General features: G+C 64.9%; 19 protein-coding genes. 10 read left to right on the top strand and 9 right to left on the bottom strand.

Annotated elements, in window-relative coordinates; all coding sequences use genetic code 11:
* Positions 1-344 precede the first annotated feature (344 nt).
* The 5 genes from CYD53_RS15490 to CYD53_RS15470 form a co-directional block, all read right to left on the bottom strand.
* The gene (locus CYD53_RS15490) at positions 345-1553 is read right to left on the bottom strand and encodes a glycosyltransferase family 4 protein (protein WP_103718991.1); all 1209 of its coding nucleotides are present in this window, start codon (positions 1551-1553) and stop codon (positions 345-347) included.
* The gene (locus CYD53_RS15485; RefSeq protein WP_103718990.1) at positions 1550-2614 is read right to left on the bottom strand and encodes a glycoside hydrolase family 5 protein; all 1065 of its coding nucleotides are present in this window, start codon (positions 2612-2614) and stop codon (positions 1550-1552) included. The genes CYD53_RS15490 and CYD53_RS15485 overlap by 4 nt, the downstream gene beginning before the upstream one ends.
* Complete coding sequence (locus CYD53_RS15480; protein WP_181011888.1) at positions 2611-4353, bottom strand: alpha/beta fold hydrolase; 1743 nt, start codon at positions 4351-4353, stop codon at positions 2611-2613. Before CYD53_RS15480 ends, CYD53_RS15485 begins: the two co-directional genes overlap by 4 nt.
* 113 nt (positions 4354-4466) lie before the next feature.
* The gene (locus tag CYD53_RS15475; RefSeq protein ID WP_245928256.1) at positions 4467-5819 is read right to left on the bottom strand and encodes a lipopolysaccharide biosynthesis protein; all 1353 of its coding nucleotides are present in this window, start codon (positions 5817-5819) and stop codon (positions 4467-4469) included.
* A 44-nt stretch (positions 5820-5863) separates the two neighbouring features.
* Positions 5864-7090, bottom strand: coding sequence for a glycosyltransferase (locus CYD53_RS15470; RefSeq protein WP_103718987.1), 1227 nt, complete (start codon positions 7088-7090; stop codon positions 5864-5866).
* 468 nt (positions 7091-7558) lie between these two features.
* Here CYD53_RS15470 and CYD53_RS15465 point away from each other — a divergent pair, with 468 nt between their 5' ends.
* On the top strand, positions 7559-9511 hold the full coding sequence (locus CYD53_RS15465) for a GumC family protein (protein WP_146055932.1): 1953 nt from the start codon (positions 7559-7561) through the stop codon (positions 9509-9511).
* Entirely contained in the window at positions 9508-10770 is a 1263-nt protein-coding gene (locus tag CYD53_RS15460) for a UDP-phosphate alpha N-acetylglucosaminyltransferase (protein WP_146055931.1), read from the top strand. The genes CYD53_RS15465 and CYD53_RS15460 overlap by 4 nt, the downstream gene beginning before the upstream one ends.
* Here CYD53_RS15460 and CYD53_RS15455 read toward each other — a convergent pair.
* Positions 10746-11936 carry an acyltransferase family protein gene (locus tag CYD53_RS15455; protein ID WP_181011887.1) on the bottom strand — a complete coding sequence of 397 codons (1191 nt, stop codon included), beginning with the start codon at positions 11934-11936 and terminating at the stop codon, positions 10746-10748. The two genes, CYD53_RS15460 and CYD53_RS15455, sit on opposite strands and share 25 nt — an antisense overlap.
* Before the next feature lie 417 nt (positions 11937-12353).
* On the opposite strand from CYD53_RS15455, the gene CYD53_RS15450 reads away from it, so the two are divergent.
* From CYD53_RS15450 to CYD53_RS15430, 5 genes are read left to right on the top strand one after another with little or no spacing between them, the layout of a single operon-like run.
* Positions 12354-12599 carry an acyl carrier protein gene (locus CYD53_RS15450; RefSeq protein ID WP_103718983.1) on the top strand — a complete coding sequence of 82 codons (246 nt, stop codon included), beginning with the start codon at positions 12354-12356 and terminating at the stop codon, positions 12597-12599.
* Positions 12600-12643: 44 nt separating this feature from the next.
* Positions 12644-13864 (top strand): acyl-CoA dehydrogenase family protein, encoded by a 1221-nt coding sequence (locus tag CYD53_RS15445; protein WP_103719080.1) that lies wholly within the window; start codon positions 12644-12646, stop codon positions 13862-13864.
* A gap of 4 nt (positions 13865-13868) precedes the next feature.
* Positions 13869-14789: an amino acid--[acyl-carrier-protein] ligase gene (locus CYD53_RS15440; RefSeq protein WP_103718982.1), complete on the top strand. Its 921-nt coding sequence runs from the start codon at positions 13869-13871 to the stop codon at positions 14787-14789.
* Positions 14790-14794: 5 nt separating this feature from the next.
* The gene (locus tag CYD53_RS15435) at positions 14795-15814 is read left to right on the top strand and encodes a DUF1839 family protein (RefSeq protein WP_342751708.1); all 1020 of its coding nucleotides are present in this window, start codon (positions 14795-14797) and stop codon (positions 15812-15814) included.
* Positions 15815-15820: 6 nt separating this feature from the next.
* Positions 15821-18310, top strand: a complete 2490-nt coding sequence (locus CYD53_RS15430) for a glycosyl hydrolase 2 galactose-binding domain-containing protein (RefSeq protein ID WP_103718980.1) — start codon at positions 15821-15823, stop codon at positions 18308-18310.
* Between the two features lie 70 nt (positions 18311-18380).
* Here the strand turns inward: CYD53_RS15430 and CYD53_RS15425 are convergent, their stop codons facing one another.
* Positions 18381-20078: a hypothetical protein gene (locus tag CYD53_RS15425; RefSeq protein WP_146055930.1), complete on the bottom strand. Its 1698-nt coding sequence runs from the start codon at positions 20076-20078 to the stop codon at positions 18381-18383.
* A gap of 383 nt (positions 20079-20461) precedes the next feature.
* Between CYD53_RS15425 and CYD53_RS15420 the strand changes: the two genes are divergently transcribed.
* Both CYD53_RS15420 and CYD53_RS15415 read left to right on the top strand, forming a co-directional pair.
* A complete protein-coding gene (locus CYD53_RS15420; RefSeq protein WP_103718978.1) occupies positions 20462-21007 on the top strand; it encodes a hypothetical protein in 546 nt (181 codons plus the stop codon).
* A 226-nt stretch (positions 21008-21233) separates the two neighbouring features.
* Complete coding sequence (locus CYD53_RS15415) at positions 21234-21413, top strand: hypothetical protein (protein ID WP_103718977.1); 180 nt, start codon at positions 21234-21236, stop codon at positions 21411-21413.
* Positions 21414-21462: 49 nt separating this feature from the next.
* Here CYD53_RS15415 and CYD53_RS29960 read toward each other — a convergent pair whose 3' ends face one another.
* Both CYD53_RS29960 and CYD53_RS15410 read right to left on the bottom strand, forming a co-directional pair.
* Positions 21463-21645 (bottom strand): hypothetical protein, encoded by a 183-nt coding sequence (locus tag CYD53_RS29960; protein ID WP_146055929.1) that lies wholly within the window; start codon positions 21643-21645, stop codon positions 21463-21465.
* Between the two features lie 23 nt (positions 21646-21668).
* Positions 21669-22871 carry an MFS transporter gene (locus tag CYD53_RS15410; RefSeq protein WP_103718976.1) on the bottom strand — a complete coding sequence of 401 codons (1203 nt, stop codon included), beginning with the start codon at positions 22869-22871 and terminating at the stop codon, positions 21669-21671.
* Between the two features lie 240 nt (positions 22872-23111).
* On the opposite strand from CYD53_RS15410, the gene hemC reads away from it, so the two are divergent.
* Entirely contained in the window at positions 23112-24056 is a 945-nt protein-coding gene (gene hemC, locus CYD53_RS15405; RefSeq protein ID WP_103718975.1) for a hydroxymethylbilane synthase, read from the top strand.
* Positions 24057-24088 lie beyond the last annotated feature (32 nt).

Here is a 24088-nt window from a genome sequence, read left to right as displayed (position 1 = left end):
CCTGCAGCAATTCGTTTGGCCGAATTCGACCCGAGCGATGTCCACGCCAGCGCCCTCGGCGACGTGGACGCGATCGGGTCCAAGTTTGGCGGATCGGGAGTAAGCTGACGTCGGACGGCTCGGGATCGATTCGCGGTCAGGTGCCAGCGGCCATCCCCCGCGCGATCAAGGCCGGGGCCAGGGCAGGCCCCTGGTCGAAAGGCAGTCTGCGCCGGCACCTGGGCTGCAGCGCTGCGATCCGCTGGATCTACGGTAAAAGATGACGTCCTTCGGACATCGACCGGGCCCTCAACCGCAGTCGGACAAACCGCCCCCTCGCGACAAGGAAGGCAGCCGCTATTGCGTCAGGTTTCAGAGCCCGTTTCTGCATCGCCCACCGGCACATCGATCCGATTGGTCCGGCGCAACGCGGAATTGTACATCCACTGATAGCTCTGGGCGACATGGCGCCACGAATAGACTGAAAGTTCCGCCTTGGCGCTCGCCAGCGATGCATTGCCATTCGATAGCGTAGTGAATGCATCGGCGATCGTCTCAGCTGCCTCGACCGGGTCGGCGAAATTTGCGAGGCGGATAAGCGGATGCTTTTTCGCGAGGGCCGTGAACGCCGCATTCGGTTGAACGATTGGCATGAGTCCAGCGCTCATCGCCTCTATCACGGCCAAGCCGAAGCCCTCGAACTCCGAGGCCGAGACGAATAATGACGCTTGGCTCATCAGAGCCCGCACGGCCGCATCGTCAAGTTCGAAATGCAGAGCGATGTGGTCTGCCAGCCCGGCTTGAGCGACCGCGTCGCGGAGCTCGGACTCGGACCAATCGGACGCCACGCCGATCATATCGAGATGCCAGTCATCTCCCGAGCGCAGCAGTTCGGCCATCGTGGCGATGAGGTGATCGGGACGCTTGTTCTTGGAGAAGCGCCCGATACTGACGATCCGTCGCACCGGGACGGAGCTGGACGCTTCGGCAAATTTGTCGAGGTCCACGCCGTTCTCGATCAGATGGACGTGTCCGGCTGCAACGTTTTCAAACGTCCGGGCGTCGTTGGCGCTGCAAGCCGCGATCGCGCGATAGGCGCGGGAGGATAGCCGTGTCGGGCCGTTGAACCAGATTTTCTTGAGGACGGAGAAGTCAGCGGTATGAAAGAAGCCGCCATGGGTCGTCGCGACCAAGGGCTTTCGATGGAGCATCCAGCCGATCGCCAAGGCGTCGAAGAAGAAGTCGACGGCATGGACATGAACAATCTCGGCATCTCCCAGATATGCGAAGATCGACGGCGCCAGCGGATAGCGCGACGAGCCGAAATACGGGATGCGTCGGATGGGGATGCCGTTGATCACCTCTTCGCGCGGCAATCGGACGTCCGGCCGGGCGAACAGCCGATCGAGCGTCACGACCGAGGGAGCCAGCCCCATGCGCAATTGCTCTTTGCAGAGATTGGCGACGACGTCTTCCAGCCCGCCGCGATTGGGCAGGAACTGACGCACCACATGGACGATGCGCATCCCTCTGCGCATCGTCGATGGCGCCGATTGCTGCGGTTGCAGGCTCATGGCCGACTCTTCCGCCCACACATGGCGTTTCGGGGTCCGCTGCTTTTCAACTGTTCGATCAGCGCCTTCGTCTGCGGGCGCTCTCCCGCCGCCGTCGGCTCGAGGTTGAAGACGTAGTCGGGCGGCCACCACGGCCCGGCCCCCCACGCCGTCCAGCCGATCCATTGCTCAGGACGCGAATCGAGCCGCCCGATCATCTGCTTGAAGGCCATGACGCATTCGGGTCGATCGGAGGCGGCGAATTCACCCAGAAAACCTTGCCGGCCATGGGCCTTCAGCCAGGCGCCGACGTCGTCGATGGCCTTGAGTGCGCCTTGCGCCGCCGTGCATTCCGGCTGGCGGCCGGAATAGTCGGCATCGAGATATTGGTGGAAATCATAGGCGAACCGCTTCAGCGGATCTTCGATCGCCAGCAGGTCGCGGCCGTTGTTGCCAACCGGCAGATCCGATGTCCAGCTATGGGCGCCGCCATAGGCGGTTCCGGTGACCAGAAGCAGCTGCTTCGCCCCGGCCTTGCGGATCGCGGCGATGGCGACGTTCTGGATCTTCGCCCATTCGGCGCTATGGATGTCGTAGGGCTCGTTCATGATCGAGAAGACCACGTTCGTCCGGTCGCGATAATGCGTTGCCAGCCGCCGCCAGACATCGCCCAGCGCGGAAGCCGGCAAGGTCGGCGCGCCCAGTCTTTTGCCGGCGTAATAGCCGAAATTGTGCAGGTCGAGGATCGCGACCAGACCCGCACCCTTGGCCGTGTCGATGCTTTGGTCGAGGCGGGCGAGTTCGGCCGCATCGAGTTCGTCGCCGAGTTTGGGCTGGATGCGCTCCCAGCGGAACGGCAGCCGGAAGGAGGTCATCCCCAGTCCGGCCAGCCGGCGGATCGCCGCCTCGGCGGGGTAGGTGTAATCGGTGTTCGGCCGCCCCGGCACCGTGCCGAATTCGGCCCCCGAGAGATTGACGCCACGCAGGCACGTCTCCGCGCCTGGCGCAGGCATGGCGGCGCCCAACAGGCCGGCAGCCGCCAGCAGCAAGCCGACGCCCCGCCGTCTCCTCGAGACAGTCATGGCTTGACCGTCTCCAGCAGCTTGGCCCGCAGCCGAAGCGCGGCACCGAGATGGGTGAAGTTGTGGTCGGCGTCGGGAATGGTTGCGAACGACACGTTGCGATAGGCCGAGAGCCCCTCGCCGGTCTTGCCGAAATAGGTGTTGAACTCGGCCATGCCGATATCGCCCTGTGCATAGATCAGGGCGACGTTGACCTTGCGAGTCGCCAGCACGCCGAAGCGCCTGTGGCACTCGCGACGCAGCCGGCCATGCTTGGTCAGACGCCCCAGCACGGGCGCAAGCCGGATCGAGCAATGCTTCAGAAGGCGGAAGGCGAGATAGCGGCCGGCCGGCCCAACGCGTAGCTGCCCGGTGAGCAGCCGGCGCAAGCCACCCTTGCGCTTCAAGGTCGCCCCAAAATCGCCGACACTGCGATGGGCGTAGCGGATCGCATCCTCCACGCTTTCGTCAGGGTCCCAGATGAAGCGCTCGTTGTTGACCATGACGAGATGCCGGACGCGCACGTCCGCGACGGCGGCGTGAAAGGCTGCATAAGCCCCGCTGCAGCGCCCGATCAGGATCGGATCCTGGTAGCCGCGCCTCTCCATGACGTCGAGGGCGAGCCGGACATCGGCGATCTGTTCTTCGGAATAGAGCACTTCCTCGGGACCGTTTTCATCGGGCAGGCTGTCGCCGATGCCGCTGGTATCGAAGCGCAGCGATGCGATGCCTTGCACCGCGAAGGCACGAGCCTGCGCGACGGTGACGCGAGCCCAGCCGATATGGTAGTCGCGTCCGGCATTGACGAACACGATCGACGAGCGGGAAGAGCGGCCTTCGGGCTCGCACACCACGCCGAAAAGACGTCCGTCCGGACCGAACCGAACGGGGCTCTCGATGAAGCCGGGCCCGGACAGCTGCGCAACCCGCCCGTCATAAGGCTTGGCCGTAGCGACTGCGTGAACGGTCTGTTCCGGCGCCCGCGCGCGTTGCGCGACCCAAGCGACGATGGCCGCGATCGTCGGCAGAGGCGGCCTGGCGCCGGTCGGATCGGTCGTCAGCATCTCGTAGCCCTGATAGGGCGAAGTCGTCACCGCGGCACCGCGTGCCGCCAAATGTGTTGCGAGTGCCGCATCGCCCGCATGGCCGGAACGGGACAGCAGCAGCACCTCGTTGCAGGGACGGCTGTCGGTGTCGAGCAGGTTCAGCCTTCCGATGGCGGCGAGGCGCGACGGCGGCAACCGAAGGCCCGCCACGGCACAGCCCGTATCATCGTCGGGATCCATGCCGATCCCGATGCGGTCGGCAACAATGCGCGTCCAGACGGATAATTCGCGCAGATAGCGCTTGCCGTTGACGACCGGCGCCATGACCACGCAGCCGGAGACCGGAGCCAACGCGTCAGCCAGACGCAGGGCGAGCGTTCCGCCAAGGCCCTGTCCCAGCAGGATCAAGCGCGAGCAGCCGCTGGCCTGCCTCAGCAGATCGGCCGCGGCGCGCACGGTCTCCTCCCAGTCGTCGAGGCCGGACGGGTCGACGACATCAAGCGCATCCCCGAGACCGGGATAGTCGAAGCGCAGGCAGGCTATGCCGGCCAGGGACAGCGCTTCAGCCAATGTCCGCCAGGTGCTGCGCAGGCAAAGTTCCTCATAGCCGACCGGAGCCAGCATCAGAACGGCCACCGCCGCGGCGCCTGGGTAAAGCATGCCGATCGTGCCCGAGAAGGCGACGGGCGTGCTCTGTGATGATAGAGCGGGCATCGACGACGACACCGGCGCGAGCGGAAGCTCGGATGCCGCATCCTGCCGTCGTGCCATGACCGGTGTCCGTTCGGCCGCCACTGCGCCCATATCCCTGCTCCGCCTCGGCGTTTTCAATGCACAGCCGTTTTTGCTGCGGTGTCGGCGTGATCACCGTCGGGCTGGGGCTGCACAGGCTCTGGCTTCTTCAGCCCCGTGAAAATGAAGGGCCGGAAAAACGCCGTTGCCATATTGTCGATCGCGTATTTGCGCTTGATCCAGTGCCAGGCGGCCAGATTGGACGCCAGCGTCATGAAAAGCCCGGCGATCGCGATGCCCATCAGCCCACCGATCTGGGCCAGGCCGTACAGTAATCCCAGATAGAAAACGAAGATCACCGTCCGCGCGATCAGGAAGAAGCGCTCGCCGCCGCCGATCATCAACAGCCAGGAACCGGGCCCGAAAAAGGCCTGCGAAACCGACAGCACGCACAGGACCGTCAGGACATCGGCATGCTGGGCGAAATCCGCATTGAAGATCGAGAGGACAAACGGCGCGATCATCACCAGGGCGAAGGCGCCCAGAATCGAGATGCAGAAGCTGGCGAAGGACAGCTGCCCGATCAGGATCTGGGCGCCGGCATTGTCGGATTTCTGGAAGCGGGCAGCGATCATGGGGATGCCGACGGTGTCGATCGCCGCGACCGGCAAGGTCAGCAGCATCGCGATCCGCAGGGCCACGAAGTAGAAGCCGGCCTTGTCCAGCCCCAGCACCGCGCCGATCAGGATCGTTTCCAGATAGGCCGATGATGAGTTCAGGATGCCATTGGCGATGAAATACAGGCTCTCTTTGCGCCAGATCCCATGGGTCTCGCGCGGGACATCATCGTGGCGCGCCAGCCAACCCCAGCCTTCGCCGCGCGTGAAGGCGACGGCCTGATACAAGGTCGTGGCCCCCAGCAACACGGTGACGATGCCCATGACCACCTCGCCATCGGCGCGAAAGCCAATGAGCCCCGCAGCGGCGATGCACAGGATCGAGGCTCCGCGCCAGACGATCTCACGGGGCACCAGCGACAGGTTGATCCGCCCGTGAATGCGGAAATAGTTCTGCAGATACTCGCTGACCGCGAAGACCGCCGCAAAGGCCAGGGCCACCCAGAGATGCCGATAGGGCTCCGGAAACGTATCCGCGAAGATGAAGAACACGGCCGCTGCAACCACCAGCAGCCCGCAGCCAAGCGCGAGCCAGCGCGCATTGACGCCGACCAGCGCCTGGTTCAGCCGATGGCTGGGCCCTTCCTGGCGTTCGTAGCGCTTCACCACAAGAATCTGCTGTCCGAGAACCGCGATCAGGCCCAGCGCACTGCCGATCGAAAACAGGAAGACATAGAGGCCGTATTCCTGCGTGGAGAGGACATGACTCGCCGTCAGCAGGACGAGGAAGCTCAGCAAGGTGCTGCTGAAACGCGACGAGAAGGCGGACACGAACCGCCTGGCCTCCGTCCGCCTGGACAATCTCCACAGGGCGTTCACGGGCTTGCGTCCTGAATCATCGGCACGCGTCGCGGCTGCGCACCGCGCAGCAACTGGGCGAAGACGGCCTCATAGGACGAAGCAATGCGTTCGGGCGCGTAGCGCCGGGCCGCTGCAAGCGCTCCCTGGGAAAGCGTGGCGATACGCTCCGGGTTCTGCACGAATTCAGTGATGTGCTGCGCCAATGCGCCATCGTCTCCAGGCGCGTACAGGGCGCCGTTGATTCCGGGCTCGATCGTTTCGGGAATGCCGCCCGACCGTGCTCCAATGACCGGAACGCCGTGGACGAAGGCCTCGATCACGACGCGTCCAAAAGGCTCCCGGAAGACAGAGGGCACCACGAGGACGTCGATCTGGGGAAAGAACGCATCGGGCTGCACCCAGCCGAGGAAGCGCGTGTTCTCCTGCGGAAAACGGTCCGGCAGTGCGGCTGCATAGTCGCCCTGCCCGGTTCCGGCGATCAGGAACTCGACCGCCTGTCCTTTCAGGCGGTGTGCGGCCGCAGCCAGCGTATCGAGCCCCTTGATCGGATCATGGACGCCGATGAAGCCCAGTCGCAGCGGCCTGCCCTCGCGGGGCGCCATGCGCGGCAAGGGCACATCGCGCGGCGCGATCGCGCCGGGAATGCAATGTGAGGTCGCATGGGGAAAATATCCCTCGCTGAAATGGCGCGCGGCGATGAAATCGGTCTCGCCCACCACGGCATCGACGAAGCGCGACATCAGCTTTTTGCCATAGGAGGTCGCCCGGCAGGAGCTGCAGGCGCGGGCGCAATTGTCGCCGTTGCGCCACATGCTGCCCTTCCAGCACAGGAGGAAGGTGCTTCGCAGAATGTGGCAGACGGGTACGCCCAGGCTCTTGGCGGCGGCCCAAGTCGCCACATTGATGTTTTCGATGGAGTCCGTGAGGACGATATCGGGCCGGACACGCCTGATCTCGCGGCGCATCGCGAGGAAGGCGCGAGGATTGAAATTTTCCAGCGCGTGCCAGACGAGTTTTTTCCACGCAGGGCGCGGCAGGCGATAATTCCAGTCGATATTGAGTGAACGAAGCCGGTGGACCGGCACGCCATCGAAAATCTCGTGCTTGTCCTCGCCGGCGACGTTGACCACTTCGACGTCGTGACCGGCGGCCAGCAACAGCTTTGCCACGATCATCGCCGAGATCGGTCCGCCGCCATCGATGAACGGAGGAAAAGCCGCGCAGGCCATCAGAATCCGCATGCCGCTCCGTTCCCGCGGGCCGCGGCCATGGGAGGGGCCCCCGGCCGACCCGTCCTTTATGCTGCAGGACGCGTTCATGATGTCTTGCGCTGTTCCAGCATCACGGGATGCGACGCTGTACGGGCTGTCACGGGGGATCGAAAGCGGGTCTGCAAGGTTGAGGCTCCACCCAGGATCAATCTCTAGGCGACAGCGGCGCCGGCCAGTGTAAAGTCAGGACGATTTTTCTAAAAATCTATCTATCATCGGGGCAGACGGTAATAAACATCCGAATCTAAGCCGTATCAATCGTGGTTAAATCCGATTTTCTACGACTCTCGACAGAACAGCCAAATTTCAGCTATTTGCTTCAGGGAATTTTAACCACACGGCGGCAGCATGGGCTCTGAATTTGCAGAGCCCTCGCCGCACGCCCTTCGGGAGCGCAGTGCCGGCTGAAGGCATAGGCCGGGTTTCGGGAGGCGTTGGGTGGTTACTGCGTTGGAGGTCGGCGGACGACACGACGCGCCGTCGCCGACCCCGGCATTCGGCGTGCCGGAGCTGCTGAACCTGCTGAAGCGCAGGCGCCTCATGGTGGCCGCCAGCGCCTGCGCGACGCTGCTGCTCGCTCTCGCCTATCTCGCTGTCCAGACACCTGTCTATCGCGCGACAGCCGAATTGCTCGTCGACCCTCAGGCCCTGCAGATCGTCGGCAAGGATATCGTACGTTCGGACAGCTCGGCTTCGATCGACTTCGCCAATGTCGATAGCCAGTCTCTGGTCATGACATCGTCAGGCGTGCTGCGCCAGGTGATCAGCGATCTCGACCTTGAACAGGACAGCGCCTTCGCGCCCCAACCCGGGTTTCTCGCACGCCATTTCGGCAAGCTCTTGATGCCGACCCCGCAACAGCGCGCTGCCCAAACGATGGATGCGCTGCGCCGTGCCATCGTCATCCAGCGGGTCGAGAACTCGCTCGTCTTCCGCATCATCGTGTCGCATCCCGACGCGACGAAATCGGCCGATATCGCAAACGCGCTGGCCAGGGCTTATTTCCGCCAGGGCAATGACGGGCGCCGCGGCGCAGTCGAGCGTGCCAACGAGTCTCTGATCAGTCAGATTGCCGGGTTGCGAACGCAGCTTAACGATGCCGAAGCGGCCGTTCAGGCCTTTCGGATCAAGAACAATCTCGTCAGCACCGGCGAGACCGGGCTCGTGGTGACGCAGCAGTTGCGCGATCTCTATACCCAGATCAGCCAGGCCAGCGCTGAATTGGCCCGCCAGACAGCGCGCCGCGACGGCATTGCCAACCTGCGGGACAATGGGCTGCTCTCCGAGACCATTCCCGAAGCCCTGACCTCGACCAGCATCGTGTCGCTCCGTACGCAATACGCGCAGACGGCGCGTGAAGCGGCGAGCCTGGCGCAAACATTGATGCCCCAGCACCCGCGACTGATCGAGATCAGGGCGGAGCTCGCCGAAACGCGCAAGCTGCTCGCCGCGGAGCTGGGACGCGTGCGCTCATCCGTGCAGCAGGCCTATCGTCAGGCCGAGGCCAACCTGGCCAATCTGCAGAAGCGCGCCAGCGAGTTGACGCGCTCGCAGGAAAACAGCGGGGTGGCCGAGATCCGGCTCCGCCAGCTTGAGAGCGAGGCCGAGGCCATCCGCGCCGTCTACAACGCATCGTTGACCCGCGCCCGAGAACTCGACCAGCAGAAGAAGATCGAGACGAGCAATTCCCGTCTGCTGTCCGAAGCCGTCCCGCCCGCTGTCGCATCCAAACCGCCTGCGATCATCGTCCTGGCAGCCGCGTTGCTGTTTGGGGCCTGCGCTGGGCTGGGAATAGCCTATCTGCTTGAACTGCTGCCCCAACGAACCGCCCGCCTGCTGCCGCAGAGCGCGCTGACCCCCAAACAGGCCGGCGAGATCCTGGGCGTCGCCAGCGTGGCGCGGTTGCCCAAGGACGTGGCCGAGCGGCAGGCTGCGCTCGCACCGACCGCAAAACTGCTCCAGGCGCGGTTCGGGCGACATCTACCGGCCTCCGTCCTGATCGCCGGGCCGCTCGACGCAGCGATCCAGGCCGATATCGCTCAACACCTCGCCCAGGCCTTGGCGGAGATCGGTGAGAGCGTCCTGATCTACCGCGAGAGTGCAGGGCGCAACGACATCAACATGCGGCGGATCGATGCGGGTACGGGTCCGTCCGGAAGCGGGTCGCGCCGCAGCAATTTCGTGCTCATCCTGCGTTCCGATGCCACCGACAGCACCCGCGCGATCTCGCCCGACGCGATTGTGCTGGCGGCGGATCTCTCGGGCATGGGGGTGCCCGACATCATCCGCGCGGCGTCCAAGGTCGATCCGACCGGCCAGCTCGTCGTGGCGCTCGTGACCCCTGGCGAGACCGAGCGCCTGTTCCGAAGGTGGCCAAGGGCAGCCGCGTGACATCCGCCCGGGATCATGTCGCGGACGCAGACGGCTCGCAGCCGCCCTCCCCCCTGACGCTCGCGCTGCTGGTGGGGGCGCTCACCTTCAACACCGCGCTGTGCTTCCTCAACACGAATGTCATGGGCGTCAACGACACCATGGTCATGGGCTCCGAGGTGCTGCTCGTGGCCACAGCGCTCTATCTCGGCCTCGGTCGGAACGTTGCGCCCTATATCGTGCTGGCCGTCTTCATGTCCTACGCCGCCATGCTGATGGCGATGCGCCCGCTGCTCGATCCGAAGGCGGTGCGTGATTTTCTGATCCCGATCGCCTTCTACCTGCTTGGGCAGAGCTGCCGGGACCCGCGTCTGGCCGATCGCGCGGCCCTGATCAGCGGGTTGATCGTCGTGGCCTTCGGCCTCTTCGAATTCCTGGCGCTCGACGTCTACGTCAAATACTTCAATATCATCAAATACTACGTCGCGCGTGGCACGGTCGCGCCCTCCGACGTCAAGGCCGATACCGGCGCGCTCTTTGCGTCGGGCATGCGGCCCGATGCGCGCACGCTGCTGCCCTTCCTGGGGCCGCATCGCGCCTCGTCGGTCTTCCTGGAGCCGATCTCGACCGGAAATTTCGGCGCGATCATCTATATCTGGTGCCTGAACCGGAAAGAGATGAACAAGCGCTGGCTGACGATGGCGACCGGCATCGGCGCGATCATTCTCAGCGACTCCCGCTTCGGCGCCAATGTCTGCATCGTCGCGACGCTCGCCTGGCTCCTCGCGCCGCGCACGCCACGCTTCGTCTGGCTGGCCGCGCCCTTCTTCGTTCTGGCGGGGCTGGCCATATACGGCTTCACCAGTGCGGAGGTGAGCTGGCAGAACAACTTTTCCGGCCGGCTGCTCTGGACGGCACGGCTGGTGACCTCGCTGTCGCCTTCGGCTGTCTGGGGCCTTTCGCCGGACAAGCCCTTCCTGTCGGATTCCGGTTACGCCTATTCACTCAACCAGATCGGGCTGATCGGCGCGATCGGCTTCTGGAGCCTCTTCATCTTCACGCCTGAACGCTCGCGCCGGGCCTGGCGTTTCAAGGTCTGCGTCGCGACCTATATTTGCCTGCTGATGCTCGTCAGCGATTCCGTCTACTCGATCAAGACCGCGGCGCTGCTGTGGTTCCTGACGGGCACCAGCGATGCCGCGCCCGATGCAGCCGAAGCGGAGCTCACCGCCGAGCCTGTCGGCGCTCGCCCCCACTACTTGGCGGCCGGAACCGTCTGACCGGGCGGAAGCGCCGCGCCGGAGGCGGGGTCAACCTGCCCCGTATGGATCCGCGCCGTCAGCGAGAATTTGCGGCGCAGGCGCAGAATCGGCTTCTCGATGGCATGCCAGGAAAAGATCGCCATTGCGCTCGCGGCAGCAATCGACAGCGCGAAGAAGGCCGGCCGGTTGTCGATCCACGGCATGAGCTGGATCATCGCCTGCTGCAGCGGGTAGCCGTAGAGATAGATGCCGTAGGAGTAGTCGCCGCGCGCGAGCGGCTTGAAGACGAGCTTCGGCGACAACCCGGCATAGACCACGATATAGGCGAAGATCGGCGCCGTGACGAAGCTGAAGATCGGATTGGCGTTCCAGTCCGGCGTGCCGAAAGACGCGATCGCGACATAGGCGGCGACGCAGGCCACCGCATATCCGAAGCGGTAGGGAATGCGGTCGCGGTACTGGTAGAGCGCGATGCCGGCAAGGAAGAGCGGCACCAGCCGCGCCGCGCCGCGCGTCACGAACAGATAGCTGAGGGCGTCGTGATAGGGCAGCACGATGCCGAGCTTGCCGCAAAGGAAGATGCCGATCGAGACGCCAAACAGCGCCAGCGTCGCAAGCAGGACGAGGAGGCGCCGGCGAAACAGGCCGGTGAACATGGCCCCGACCAGCAGGACGTAGCAGGCGATTTCATGCGGCACCGTCCAGAGCGAGCCGTTGACGATGCCCGGATTGGGATTGTCGAGAAACACACCCGGCAGCTCGTAGTGGATGTTGCCCAGGATGTTCAGGAAATAGCGCGCGAAGAGCGGATCCGAGACGTAAGCGCCGATGCCGTAGATCGTCAGCAACGGTCCCAGGACGAGCGCCGACAGGATGATCTCGACGGCCAGCGCCGGCAGGATGCGCAGGCCGCGATTGACGACGAACTGCCCGATCGACAGCCGCTCGGCGCTGCCTGCGACCAGAAACCCGCTCAGCGCGAAAAACATCGGCAGCGGCGCGAAGTCGAGTGCCCATTGGGCCATCGGCACATAGGGCGCGACTGGCGCGAGCGCGGCTTCGGGAGTCCCTGCCCGCAGCAGGGCGGTGTGAATATAGAGCACCGAAAGCGCGAGCCCGATACGCACCGCATCGAAGCCCGGGCCAACGCCCTTGTGGTCTGCAAGACGCGATCCGAACGTCACTATGCCTCGAGCTCCCTTCCGGCATCAGCAGCGCGACATCTCCGCCGGGAGACCCGATATAGCAGCCGAACGGCTTCGAAGGGCGCGCCGAGCCGCCTGCGCCGGACGAAATCTGAAAATATCGTAAACGAGCTATCGCCAATTTTGTGCACCCGGACCGTTGCAAGGGCGTTTACCAAACGTCGTCATTAGGATGAGCGCCTGAACTTTCATCGATACCTGCAACACGCCATTAAATGTTCTGCGCTATGCCGAAGCTGCAAAGAAACACTGCGTCGAACACCATCCAGCCGGCCTTCGCGAGAGATGAGACCCGGGGAGCTTCGGCGGGCGCATGACGCGCTCGCAGGATCTTCGCATGAGGCCGTCATTCTCCTGCCAGAGGTTGCCAGCGGACAAAATGGGCAGAGCCAAACGATGAAGAACAGGATCAGGGACATCCTCAAGACGACGGCGCGGCTGCCGATCGACGTCGCCACCCTCGCCGATGACGCCGATCTCCACAATGCCGGCCTGACCTCGTTTGGCACCGTCGAGCTGATGATGGCGCTCGAAGAAGCCTTCGAGGTCGAGTTTCCCGACAAGATGATGAACCGCCGCAACTTCGCTTCCGTCGTGGCGATCGAAAACGCGATCCAGAGCATCCAGAGCGAGCGCGTCTGATGGCGCGCCTCGCTGGCCGTCCCGCACCCCAGTCGCAGCCCGGGATGCTGGCCGAAAGCAGGCAGCGCCCCGTCCTGGTCGACCTCGGCGCGCGTGCAGAGAACGAGAAGGCCATGGTCGCCAAGGCCCGCGCGGTTGCACGAATCGCAGCCGAGCATGCCGCCGACGTCGATGCGAAGGCGCGCTTCCCGCAGGAAGCCTTCGATGCGCTGCGGGCGCAGCGCCTTCTGGGCATCATGATCCCGGCCGCCGATGGCGGCGAGCAAGCGAGCCTCGCCACCATCGCCGAGATCGCCTCCGTCCTGGCCCAGGGCTGCTCCTCGACCGGCATGATCTACGCGATGCACCAGATCAAGGTGTCGAGCCTCGTGGTGCATTGCGCTGCGGATTCCTGGCATCGCGGTTTCATGGCGCGGATCGCCCGCGAGCAGCTCCTGCTCGCTTCGGCTACGACCGAAGGCGGCGGCGTCGGCGGCGACCTGCGCAGCAGCGTCTGTGGCGTCGTGCGCGACGGCGAGGACTTCACCCTCGAAAAAGAGGGCTGCCTGATCTCCTATGGCGCGCAGGCCGATGCCATCCTGATCACAGCCCGCCGCACGCCCGAAGCACCGCCCTCCGACCAAGTCATGGCAGTGGTGACCCGAGATCAATACCGGCTGGAGCGCAGCGCCGTCTGGGACACGATGGGCATGCGCGGTACCTGCTCCGACAATTTCACCTTTGCCGGCCGCGCGCCCGCTCAACAGATCATTCCGACGCCCTTCGCCGAGATCGCAGCGCAATCCATGCTTGCCCATGCCCATCTGCTCTGGGCCGCCGTGTGGTACGGGATCGCCGCCGAGGCTGTTGCGCGCGCCGAGAGCTTCGTGCGCGGCGAGGCCCGCAAGCGCCCGGGCACGACACCGCCCAGCGCGCTGCGCCTGGCCGAGCTGCTCGCTCGCCTGCAGCAGTTCAAAGCGCTGGTCGTCGCCGGGCTCGACCGTTACGAACGCGCGCGCGACGATGCCGACGAGCTCTCCTCGATGGGCTTTGTCGTGGCGATGAACAGCATCAAGATCGCCGCGTCTCAGAGCGTCGGCGAGATCGTCAGCCAAGCCTTCCTGATCTGCGGTATCCAGGGCTATCGCAACGACAGCCCGTCGAGCCTGACACGCCTCATGCGCGACGCGCTCTCGGCACCGATCATGATCAACAACGACCGAATCCTCGGCAACACATCCAATCTGCTGGCCGTGTACAAGCACGATTCCAGCCTGTCCCGGTGATCCCATGTGCCAGAACTGCCAGCAACAGCAGGGTTTCCTTGCTGAACTCATCGACAGTGGCCTGCTGATCGACACCGGCATCGACGGTCTCTATGGACGCAGCGGTCTGTTCGAGGAGGTTGTCGCTCGCTTTGACGATCTGATCACCCGTTATGGCGGCCAGGACGGCGCCGAGGTCGCGCGCTTCCCGCCCGCGATGAACCGCAAGCATTTCGAGCGCAGCGGCTATCTGAAAAGCTTCCCCCAGCTCGCCGGAACAGTCCACGCGTTCGAGGGCGACGAGCGAGCCCACGCCGAGTTGCTGCACAACGTCTCCGACGGTCTCGACTGGACGGCGGGTCAGAAGTCCACCGACATCGTGCTGACTCCGGCTGCCTGCTATGTGCTCTACCCCGTCGTGGCCAAGCGCGGCCCGGTCGGCAAGGGCGGCGCGCTGTTCGACCTGCAGTCCTACTGCTTCCGGCACGAGCCTTCCAAGGACCCGGCCCGCATGCAGCTCTTCCGGATGCGCGAATATGTGCGCTTCGGCACGCCCGACCAGGTCACGGAATTTCGCGCGACCTGGCTGGAGCGCGGCCAGGCTATGATGGCCTCGCTGGGCATGCCGCTGCATATCGATGTCGCAAACGATCCCTTTTTCGGCCGCGCCGGACGCATGCTCGCCAACAACCAACGCGACCAGCGCCTGAAATTCGAACTTCTGATCCCCATCGAAAGCGTCGAGAAGCCCACCGCCTGCCTGTCCTTCAACTATCATCAGGATCATTTCGGCACGACCTGGGGCATCAAGACGGAAGACGGAGAGACCGCGCATACGGCTTGTGTCGGCTTCGGCATGGAGCGCGTCGCGCTTGCGCTGTTCAAGCATCACGGTTTCGACGTCCAGACATGGCCGGCGGCCGTGCGCGACGTGCTTTGGCCATAAGCGCCGTGACCGTCCACGCGACGATCGAGCGTCCGGTCGCAGCGGCAGGTGCGGCCCCGCTGCTGCCGGGCGACCCGCTCGCCTATCGCCGCCATGCGATGCATTCCGGCGACCGGCACTGGCCGCAGACGAACTGCTATGCCGATCTGTGGATCGAAATCCTGCATACGCTGGGCACCGAGCCCGCAGCCGCCTTCGGCTTCACCGTCGCGCAGGATTTCGAAGGCGACCAGTTCACCTTCTTCAAGCCGCCGCTCGATGATCTTGAGGCGCTCTACGGCCTGCGCGTCACGGAGCTCGCGCTGTATGACGATCTGATCGGCCATCTTGAACAGCAGATCGCACGGCGGCGCCTCGTGCTGATCGAGCTCGATTCCTTCTACATGCCGGATACGCAGGGCGTCTCTTATCGCGCCAGCCACGGCAAAACGACGATCGCCGTCAACCGGCTCGACCGTGCCGGCCGCGAACTCGACTACTTCCACAATGACGGGCTCCACCGCGCCTCGGGCGAGGATTTTGACGGCCTCCTGCGACTGCTGCCGGGCCAGATGCGCGACGATACGTTGTTTCCCTATGCGGAGATGGTGCGCCTGCCCGAGCATCTGCCGGGCGACGCAGAGCTACGCGCGACTGCGCAGCGGCTGCTGGCACACCATGTCGCAAGGCGACCGGACACCAACCCGGTCTCAGCCTTCCGCACGGTCGCGACCGCACAGGCGCAGGCTCTCGCCGAGCGACCGACCGAGGTCTTCCATCACTACGCCTTCAACACCCTGCGCCAGCTCGGTGCCAATTTCGAGCTGCTGGCGACTCATCTGGCGTGGCTCGGAACCTCCGTGGATGGGCTGAGCCAGGCAAGAGAGGCCGCCAGCCGGATCGCCGAGAGCGCGAAGATCGCCCAGTTCCATCTGGCGCGGGCCATGAAGCAGAAGCGCTTCGAGCGCTTCGATGCCAGCCTTGCCGGCCTCGCCGCAGAGCACGACCTTGTGAGCGAGGCGCTCGCCCGCCGTTTTGCGGCCTGAGCACGAATGGCCCGCATCGTCGCGCACACCGGCGAGAGCGTCGAGCCGATCGGGAACTGGAGCTGGCTTGCGACGGTGGCTGACGCCGTCGCGGCCGCGGCTGAACTGCCGCACGATGGCGCCTGGCAGGAGGCGGCTGTCCCCGGCACTGTCGCAGGCACCCTGCGCGCGCTCGGACGTCTGGCAGATCCGACGGCCGAGGCTGTCGGCCGGCAGGACCATTGGTACCGGACCCGGCTCGAACGGGCGTTGAGCGGCGAGCTGCGTTTCGAGGGGCTGGCGAGCTGGACCGAAATCTGGATCGACGGCACGCTCGCCGCCGAGAGCTACTCGATGTTCCAGCCGCTGTCGTTGCCGGTCGATGCGCCTGCCGGCACCGAGATCGCACTCTGCTTCCGCGCACTGGCGTCCAAGCTGGCTGCCGCGCCGCGTCGCTCGCGCTGGCGCCCGACGATGATCCAGCCGAACGGTCTGCGCTGGTTCCGCACCACTGCATTGGGCTCGATGCCGGGCTGGTGTCCTCCGGGTCTGCCGACCGGACCGTTTCGGCAGGTGCAACGGATCGATATTGACAAGGCGGCCGCCAGGATCGCGGGCATCGACCTTCGCACGCGCTATGATGGCGAGACCGGCACCATCGCCCTCACGGTTTCCCAGGCGAATGCGACCAGAGACCGCTCGCTACGTGCCGTCATGCGCTGCGCCGGGGGAGAGGCTACCCTCCAATCGACCGCGCCCGGCACGCTGTCGGGCACGCTCAGCCTGCCGGGCGTCGCGCCCTGGTTTCCCCACACCCATGGCGACCCCGCCCTGCACGGACTGACACTCCTGATCGGCGGCGAAACCATCGACCTCGGTCGCATCGGCTTTCGCTCGCTTGTCGTCGACCGCGGCGCCGACGGCGAGGGTTTCGGCCTTGTCGTCAACGACGTGCCCATCTTCTGCCGCGGCGCCTGCTGGAGCAGCGCCGATCTGACCACGCTCGCCTGCGGCCGGGCTGCCTATGAGCCCTGGCTGCGCCTCGCCCGCGACGCCGGCATGAACATGATCCGCATCCCCGGCGTCACCACCTATGAGGACGAGGCGTTCTTCGAACTGTGCGACCAACTCGGCATCATGGTCTGGCAGGAGATGATGCTGGCCAATTTCGACTATCCGCAAGGCGACGCCGCCTTCTGCGCCGCGATCCAGGCGGAAGCCGAAACGCTGCTCGACAGGACGCAAGGCTCGCCGAGCCTTGTCGTTCTCTGCGGAGGCAGCGAGGTCTTCCAGCAGGCGGCGATGCTGGGCGCACCTCCGGCAGCTTGGTCCGGCCCGATCTTCGACCATATCCTTCCCGAGGTCGTGTCACGGCTGCGGCCCGATATCGCCTATGTGCCAAATTCGCCGTCGGGCGGCCCCCTGCCCTTCGTCGCCGACAAGGGCGTGACGCATTATTACGGCGTGGGCGCCTATCAGCGCGGCCTCGACGATGCCCGCCGCGCCACTGTTCGTTTCGCAGCGGAAAGCCTCGCCTTCGCCAATGTTCCCGAGGAGATCTCGCTGGCCTCTGGCCACCTGCCGGCGCTGACGCATCATCCGGACTGGAAACGCGGCGTGCCGCGCGATCTCGGCGCATCCTGGGATTTCGAGGATGTGCGGGACCACTATCTCGGTCTGCTCTACGGGGTCGACCCGACACGGCTGCGGCGGGAGGATTGCGAGCGCTATCTGGCTCTCTCTCGCGCCACCTCCGCGGAGGTGATGGAGGAGACCTTCGCGGAATGGCGTCGGCCCGGATCGCCGACATGCGGCGCATTGGTCTGGCTGCTGCAAGATCTGGTGCCCGGCGCGGGCTGGGGCGTTATCGCCAGCGATGGCGAACCGAAGGCGGCATGGCACGGGCTCGCTCGCGCCTTCCGGCCGGTCCAGGTCATGATGACCGATGAGGGCGTCAACGGGCTGATGATCCATCTCATCAACGAGCGCCCGGCGCCGCTCACAGCTCATCTCGAACTGACATGCTGGCGCGACGGCGCGGTGGCGGTGGCGAACGCGTCTCGGGCGATCGCGCTCGAAGCCCATGGAAGCACGTCCGTCTCCGCCTTCGATCTGCTGGGCCGTTTCTTCGACATCTCCTATGCCTATCGCTTCGGTCCGCCCGGCCATGACGCGACCTCCGTCGTGCTGCGAGCGGCCCAAGCCGGTCCTGTGCTGGCAGAGGCGTTCCATTTTCCTCTCGGGCGCGGGCACGCGCGCCACGATGTTGGTCTGCACGCCGAACTCGAACGCGACGGCGACGGGTGGGCTCTCGAGCTCTCCTGTCGGCGCCTGGCACAGTCCGTCCACATCATCGACGAGGGCTGGCGGCCGGCGCAGAACTGGTTTCATCTCGCGCCGGGAATCACCCGGCGAATTCCGTTGCGGCCGCGTGCGGATTCATCGGCCGCGCCGCTGGGCGAGGTACGCGCGGTGAACGCCGTGGACCGCGCGCTCTACGCGCCTGCAAGGAGGTAGAGCATGTCCGCGCTTCGAGGAAACGCGGAAATTCTCTCAAGCGGCTCCCAGCTTCCGACGGCAACGCGCGTCAGTCCTTCAGGTACATGTCCCAGCAGCTCGAGAGCGCGACGCGCCTGCGTCCCTGCAAGGCGCGAGCGAAATGCGTTGCGATCGTGTTTCGGTTGACCGTCAACGGACATTTGGGTTGGAGGATCGCATCGATGCCCTCCAGCGCCGACAGCGTCTGCTCTGTCACCGGGGGATTCGTACGCGCCGGATCCACGCCGATCGGGACATGGCGCGCCGGCTCGCGTCCGAGCAGCCGGTTGAACGGATCCACGAAATCCAGCGTGAACACGCCGTTCAGTCGACGCCCCGCAGTCGCTTCCCAGGCACGGATCGCGACCAGCCCCTGCTGCAGCTCGAGGAGCCATGTCGCCTGATAATCGGTTTCCGAAAACAGGATGTAGGACGGCATCTGCCCGCGCGTGACGAGATCGCGATAGCTCGCCTGATACGTGGCGTAGTGCTCCAGCATGATCGGCGCACGCTCGGCGATCTCGGCCTTGACGTTGACATGTCCGAGCGTGCCGAGCTCGGCGAGGTCGAGTGTATGATAGAACGGAGCGGCGAACACTGCCCTGGCGCTGCGCTGGGTGAAGGCGGACAGGGCCGGCAGCACCACAGCCAGGCACAGCACCAGCACGAGGAGGCCCAGCCAATCCCGCCGTGCCTGCCAATCGACCAGCACAAGCAGGATGACCGGCCAGAGCCCGATGAATTCCAGCGAGCCGGTATTCTGCGTCTCGAACAGGATCTCCGCGATCAGAACGGCTGCCAGCCAACCGGGTGGGGAGGCCCCCAGCGATCGCATGCGGACCCAGGACAGGTCGGCGCGCTCACGCCAACCGGCCAGCGCCAATGTGCCCAGAAGCAGAACGCAGGGCGCGATCACATCCAGGTTGAGCGAGGCCACGGTGAGGAAGCGGCTCAACAGCGACCCGCCGTTGAGGCGAAGCAGCGTCAGGATGTCGTCGACATACGCCCCGACCATGCCCGTGGCCAGATCGAGCGCGCCTAGCGGCACGAGGACCAGCGCTGCCGCCAGCACGGCATCGATTACGCGCAAACGGCCCACGAGCACAGCATAGCCGACCAGCAGCGCGCCACTCACAGCCCCGGTGATCTTCACCAGGAACAATGTCAGCATCAGCAGCGCCACGAGCCCCACGAGAAGCCGCCGGTCTCGCGAGAAGATCAGCGTCGCGACCAGCGTGTAGAGCAGCAAGGCGACGTGCCGGTTGTAATGCCCGTAACCGTCGAAGCCCGAAATGGGATAGATTGCCTGGAGATTGATCGGCAGCGACGCAAACAGCAGGAAGGGCAGCAGGAGCGCGAGCGCCTGGCCGCGCGAGTAGGCGGCGACATGGCCCGTGAGCATGGCCATCGATGGCAGCAGCACCGGCAGAAGCGCCCAATTGACCAGCAACATCGGTTGGGCGCGGGGAAACACGCTATCCAGCACTGTCGCGAGATAATAGCCGAGCGGTCCGACCGGCGCGAAGAAGTCGACATTCGGCATTTGGCCGGCGCGAATGCGGTTTATCGCATCGTAATAGACAAGGGTGTCCCAGTTGTACGGGCCGATGGGTAGGTTGAGAGGCAGGATCAGCGCAACCACCGCGGCGAGCGCGAAGGCTGCGATCAGGGTCGTTGAAAGGGTCGATGTCCCGCGCCGTTCATCAAGTCTGGTCGCTCGCACCATCGCCGCCTTCTCGTCTGTCACCGGGCTGGTCCTTCTGCGGCTGCGGCTACCAATGGAACCCTGCCTATACGTATGGATATCACGACGATGAATTCTGACCTGCGCCACGGCAGGTCATTGTCGGGATTATTGCAGATCATGCGCGCATCTTGGTTAGAGATGTACGAACTCAGCCGAACCATGCGTCGCGCTGTTGCGATCCCAATTTCGTGGCTGTCTAACGCCCCCCTTCGGCCGGCTTGATCACAGGCCGGCCGCACCCCGGCTGGTAATTTCCTTGGTAACCTCCAATAAAAAGCAATCCTGCGGGAGCCATGCCCATGCCTCAGGCTCCAGCTGCGCGTAACGGACCTAGCCGCCGCCAGAAGACGTGTTACGAAAGTGGCGGGCTGGGAGGGACAGACATGTTCGGCGCGATCATGCGATTTCGGCAGCGGCGGCGCACGGTCTTCCATCTTTCGGTCTTGATGTATCCCGTGAAACAGCGCCAGATCTCAAAGGATCTCGCCGGCCAACTCGATCGCTTTGTGCCTGCCGGCTTGGCCAGGGGCTGGAATGCCCCGACCACCGCCGCCGTTATCGCGTCCGCCTTCATGGCGAACATGGCGTGTCAGGATCTCGACCTTCCTCGGCGAGAACGGTGCCTCGATCAAATGCGCGATCATGGGCCAAAGGATTTGGTGGAAGAGCTCAAGTGGTTCGTCGCCGTCGGACAAGGCGAAATCGTCGCTGCGGATTGGGACCCGTTCTTGTATCGCTTCAATTTTATGAACGGCCTGCTGGCTCACTGGCTCATCCGCGAGAACACGATCGACATCTTCACGAAGTCGCTCTTCATAACCCTGGTCACACAAGCAATAAGCGGGATCGACGCGCAGACCATGAACGAGCGGTTCGACGAAATCTGCTCTCAAATCGGCGAGAATGCCTCGCCGTCGGCCGTCCGCTAGACCCGGGAACCTCCGCGGCGCTTAGGCAATTTACTAACCGCGGATGAGCATTGGGGCATCGATTCGCACGGGCCGGCCGTTGGAGCTCGATCCATGCAAACCGGCCGACTCGGACGAGCCTCATAGGACAACGGAAACCCGCTGCCGGCATCCTTCTTGCTAGCCATCGCCTTCGTGAAACTGACATCGAACGCAGGTTATGAGCCCGCGATCAGTGGAGTTGCCGATGACCTTGCAGCAACGCGTGCGCATTCACACAGAAGACGACCACGAGCGCGCCACACAGCGGATCGACGAGATCGCGCATGCCTCGGCGGGCTCGCGCGAGGAAGCCGAGCTCCTCGCCTTGCTGGAAGCCGTCGAGCGCTGGGAGAGCCATCAGGACTGCTGGTCCGACTGGCTTTGACGGGCAACTGCCGACGCAAGCTCAGCCATGGACTCCCCTATTCGCGCCCTCAGCCCCGATAGGCGTGCCGCAATTCCGAGATCATGAAGAACGGGATCAGGATCCGCAGATCGACGCTCTGCGCGGGGTCGGTCGGCCGGATGCTTTGCGGCGCGATATCGGCGAAGAGGCGCAGATTGTAACCGGTTTCGGCCAATGGACCGACAAGGCCAGAGCCTTCTGCGGGTGACAAGAACGTTCTGCGGGTGAGGCTGGTCAGCGCCGCGCGAAGAGCGCCAGGCCAATGACGCCCATGGCGAAGGTCGCCGCGCCGGTCGCCGTGATCATCGCGCCGACCCCGAACTGGCCGAACAGGGCGGGAGCTGCGAGATAGCCGATCAGCGAGCCGCCGAAGACGGCGCACATCTGCAGGCGGTAGACCTGCGAGAGGCGTTGCGGCGGAAAATCATGCTGCATGATGTAGAGCAGCGCGAGGTTCTCGAGCGGTCCATTGATGGCGGCAAAGGCGGCGAAAGCCATCAGCCAGGCGCGATCGGGCGCGAAGGGCAGCAGCATGACGCCGGCGCCGAAGATCAATTTCGACCCAACGAGCCATAGCGCGGGACGCTGCGGCCGCAGGCTCACCAGGACGAGGTTCGCGCCGAGATTTCCCAGCCCATAGGCGGTCATCATCAGGCTGTAATCCGTGAGCGGGTCGGTGCTCGTCGCGCGCAGATACAAGGCCATGCCGAGCAGGAAGCCCATCGACCAGGCGATATTGCCGACGAGATCGGCGATCAGGCCGTATCGCATGACGGCATGCCCGCGCGTTGCGCGCAGGCCTCCCGACAGCGCGTCCGCCACCGCGCCAAGACCGCGTCCGGTCGAGGTCGGCGGAATCTCGACGCCTTTCAGGCCGCGCCCGACGCCGATCGCCGAGAGCAGGAAGCCCGCCGCCGTGATCGTGAAGAACTGCCCGATCGGCACGATGCCGTTGACCAGCGCGATCAGACTCGGGCCGAGGATGCGCGCCATCCGCCGCGTTGCATCGAACAGACCGTTGACCGCGTGGCGCAAGCGCGGCTCGGGCGCCAGCACCGGAAGCGTGCCCTGCAGGGCCGGATCAAAGGCCGAGGTCGCCAGCGCCACGAGCCCGGCCACGATCGCAAGCAGTGGCAGGCTCATCAGGCCGAGCATTCCGGCCGCGGACAGGACGGCAAGGAGCAGCGCGCGGATGAGGCTGGTTGCGATCATGGTCGTCTTGAAGCGCCAGCGATCGGTCAGGACGCCGCCGAACAGGCTGCCGGTGAGCAGCGCTCCCGCCTGCAGCGCCGAGATGTAGCCGGCATCGCGCCCGATCAGCGAGGTCGCGATCCACACCACCGCAACCATATAGAACTCGGCCCCGGTCGCGGAGAACAATTGGCTGCCCCACAGCAAGGCGATGCGGCGCTCTGCGAGCGGTTTGAAGACGAGCATGGAGCGGCCCTGGCAGCGTGGGGCCGCGACGTTTACACCGCAGCCGGAGAGCCGCCAGCGACGTTTGAGGCGGGCTCTCGCCTGTAATACGCATGACGCCGAACCAGCGCAGCCGGCCGGCCCGGCTCAATCGATGGGAGGGCGGTGGAACGCCGCACTCGTCGCCGCCACCTGCCCCTGATATAGAGCGCTTCAAATCAATGGCCGCGAGCGGGCTTCCAGCCCAGGTGAACCGTCCCCATGCACATCAAGATAGGCACGCGGCGCAGCCCATTGGCGATGGCGCAAACCAATTACATCATCGGCCTGATCAAGGCGAAGCACCCCGAGACCGAGTTCTCGCTGCACCCGATCGCGACGATCGCGGACAAGGACCGCGTCTCCGAATTCCACCAGTTCGGCATCATCGGCGTGTTCTCGACCGAACATGAGGAGCAACTGGTCTCCCGGGAAGTCGATATCGTCGTTCACTCCCTGAAGGATCTGCCGACGACGCTGCGCGAGGGGCTGGTCCTGGCCGCCGTCCCCGAGCGGGAGGATGCGCGCGACGTCCTCTGCGGCGCGACGTTGGACAATCTCAAGCCCGGCGCCAAGGTCGGCACCGGCTCGCTGCGGCGGCGCGCCCAGATCATGAGCCTGTGTCCTGATATTGAGGTCGTACCGATCCGGGGCAATGTCGGCCCCCGGCTCGCCAAGATCGACGGGGAGCACGGCCTCAGTGCCGTGATCCTGGCCCAGGCCGGGCTTCAGCGTCTGGGACTGGCGGGCGCCACGACGGAATTGCTGGACCCGCAGCTCTTTCCCCATGCCGTCGGCCAGGGCGCGCTCGGTATCGAGGCCAGAGGCGACGACGCCGATGTGCTGGCGATCCTGAAGGACATCGAAGATCCGAAGGCCCGCGCCGAAGTCGATTGCGAACGGGCGATGCTGCACGCCCTGGGGGCGGGCTGCAGCCTGCCTGTCGGCGTCTGCACCAGCTGGAAGGACGGGCGCCTCGTCCTGCACGCGCAGATCACCTCGCTCGACGGGCGAGAGCGCATCGTCGCCACGGAAGAGGACACCGCCGAACGGGCCGTCGAACTCGGGCTCGCCGCCGCAGAGACCCTGCGGCTTCGCGGCGGTGTCGCCATCCTCGAATCATCCTACCGAAGCTTCGGCGGCCACTTCAAATTCCTCGGCGCATAAAAAACGTCGACGCTCCCCTTCAAGGGAGCTGC

The organism is Allobosea psychrotolerans (assembly GCF_002917105.1).
GTDB classification, from domain to species: Bacteria; Pseudomonadota; Alphaproteobacteria; order Rhizobiales; family Beijerinckiaceae; genus Allobosea; species Allobosea psychrotolerans.
Note: the sequence above shows the minus strand (reverse complement) of the source record. Positions and strands in the feature narration are given on the sequence as shown.

Coding starts and splice junctions, on each gene's coding strand:
- CYD53_RS15490 (WP_103718991.1), bottom strand. CDS start 1,553: ATGAGCCTGCAACCGCAGCAATCGGCGCCATCGACGATGCGCAGAGGG.
- CYD53_RS15485 (WP_103718990.1), bottom strand. CDS start 2,614: ATGACTGTCTCGAGGAGACGGCGGGGCGTCGGCTTGCTGCTGGCGGCT.
- CYD53_RS15480 (WP_181011888.1), bottom strand. CDS start 4,353: ATGCCCGCTCTATCATCACAGAGCACGCCCGTCGCCTTCTCGGGCACG.
- CYD53_RS15470 (WP_103718987.1), bottom strand. CDS start 7,090: ATGCGGATTCTGATGGCCTGCGCGGCTTTTCCTCCGTTCATCGATGGC.
- CYD53_RS15450 (WP_103718983.1), top strand. CDS start 12,354: ATGAAGAACAGGATCAGGGACATCCTCAAGACGACGGCGCGGCTGCCG.
- CYD53_RS15445 (WP_103719080.1), top strand. CDS start 12,644: ATGCTGGCCGAAAGCAGGCAGCGCCCCGTCCTGGTCGACCTCGGCGCG.
- CYD53_RS15440 (WP_103718982.1), top strand. CDS start 13,869: ATGTGCCAGAACTGCCAGCAACAGCAGGGTTTCCTTGCTGAACTCATC.
- CYD53_RS15430 (WP_103718980.1), top strand. CDS start 15,821: ATGGCCCGCATCGTCGCGCACACCGGCGAGAGCGTCGAGCCGATCGGG.
- CYD53_RS15420 (WP_103718978.1), top strand. CDS start 20,462: ATGTTCGGCGCGATCATGCGATTTCGGCAGCGGCGGCGCACGGTCTTC.
- CYD53_RS15415 (WP_103718977.1), top strand. CDS start 21,234: ATGACCTTGCAGCAACGCGTGCGCATTCACACAGAAGACGACCACGAG.
- CYD53_RS15410 (WP_103718976.1), bottom strand. CDS start 22,871: ATGCTCGTCTTCAAACCGCTCGCAGAGCGCCGCATCGCCTTGCTGTGG.
- hemC (WP_103718975.1), top strand. CDS start 23,112: ATGCACATCAAGATAGGCACGCGGCGCAGCCCATTGGCGATGGCGCAA.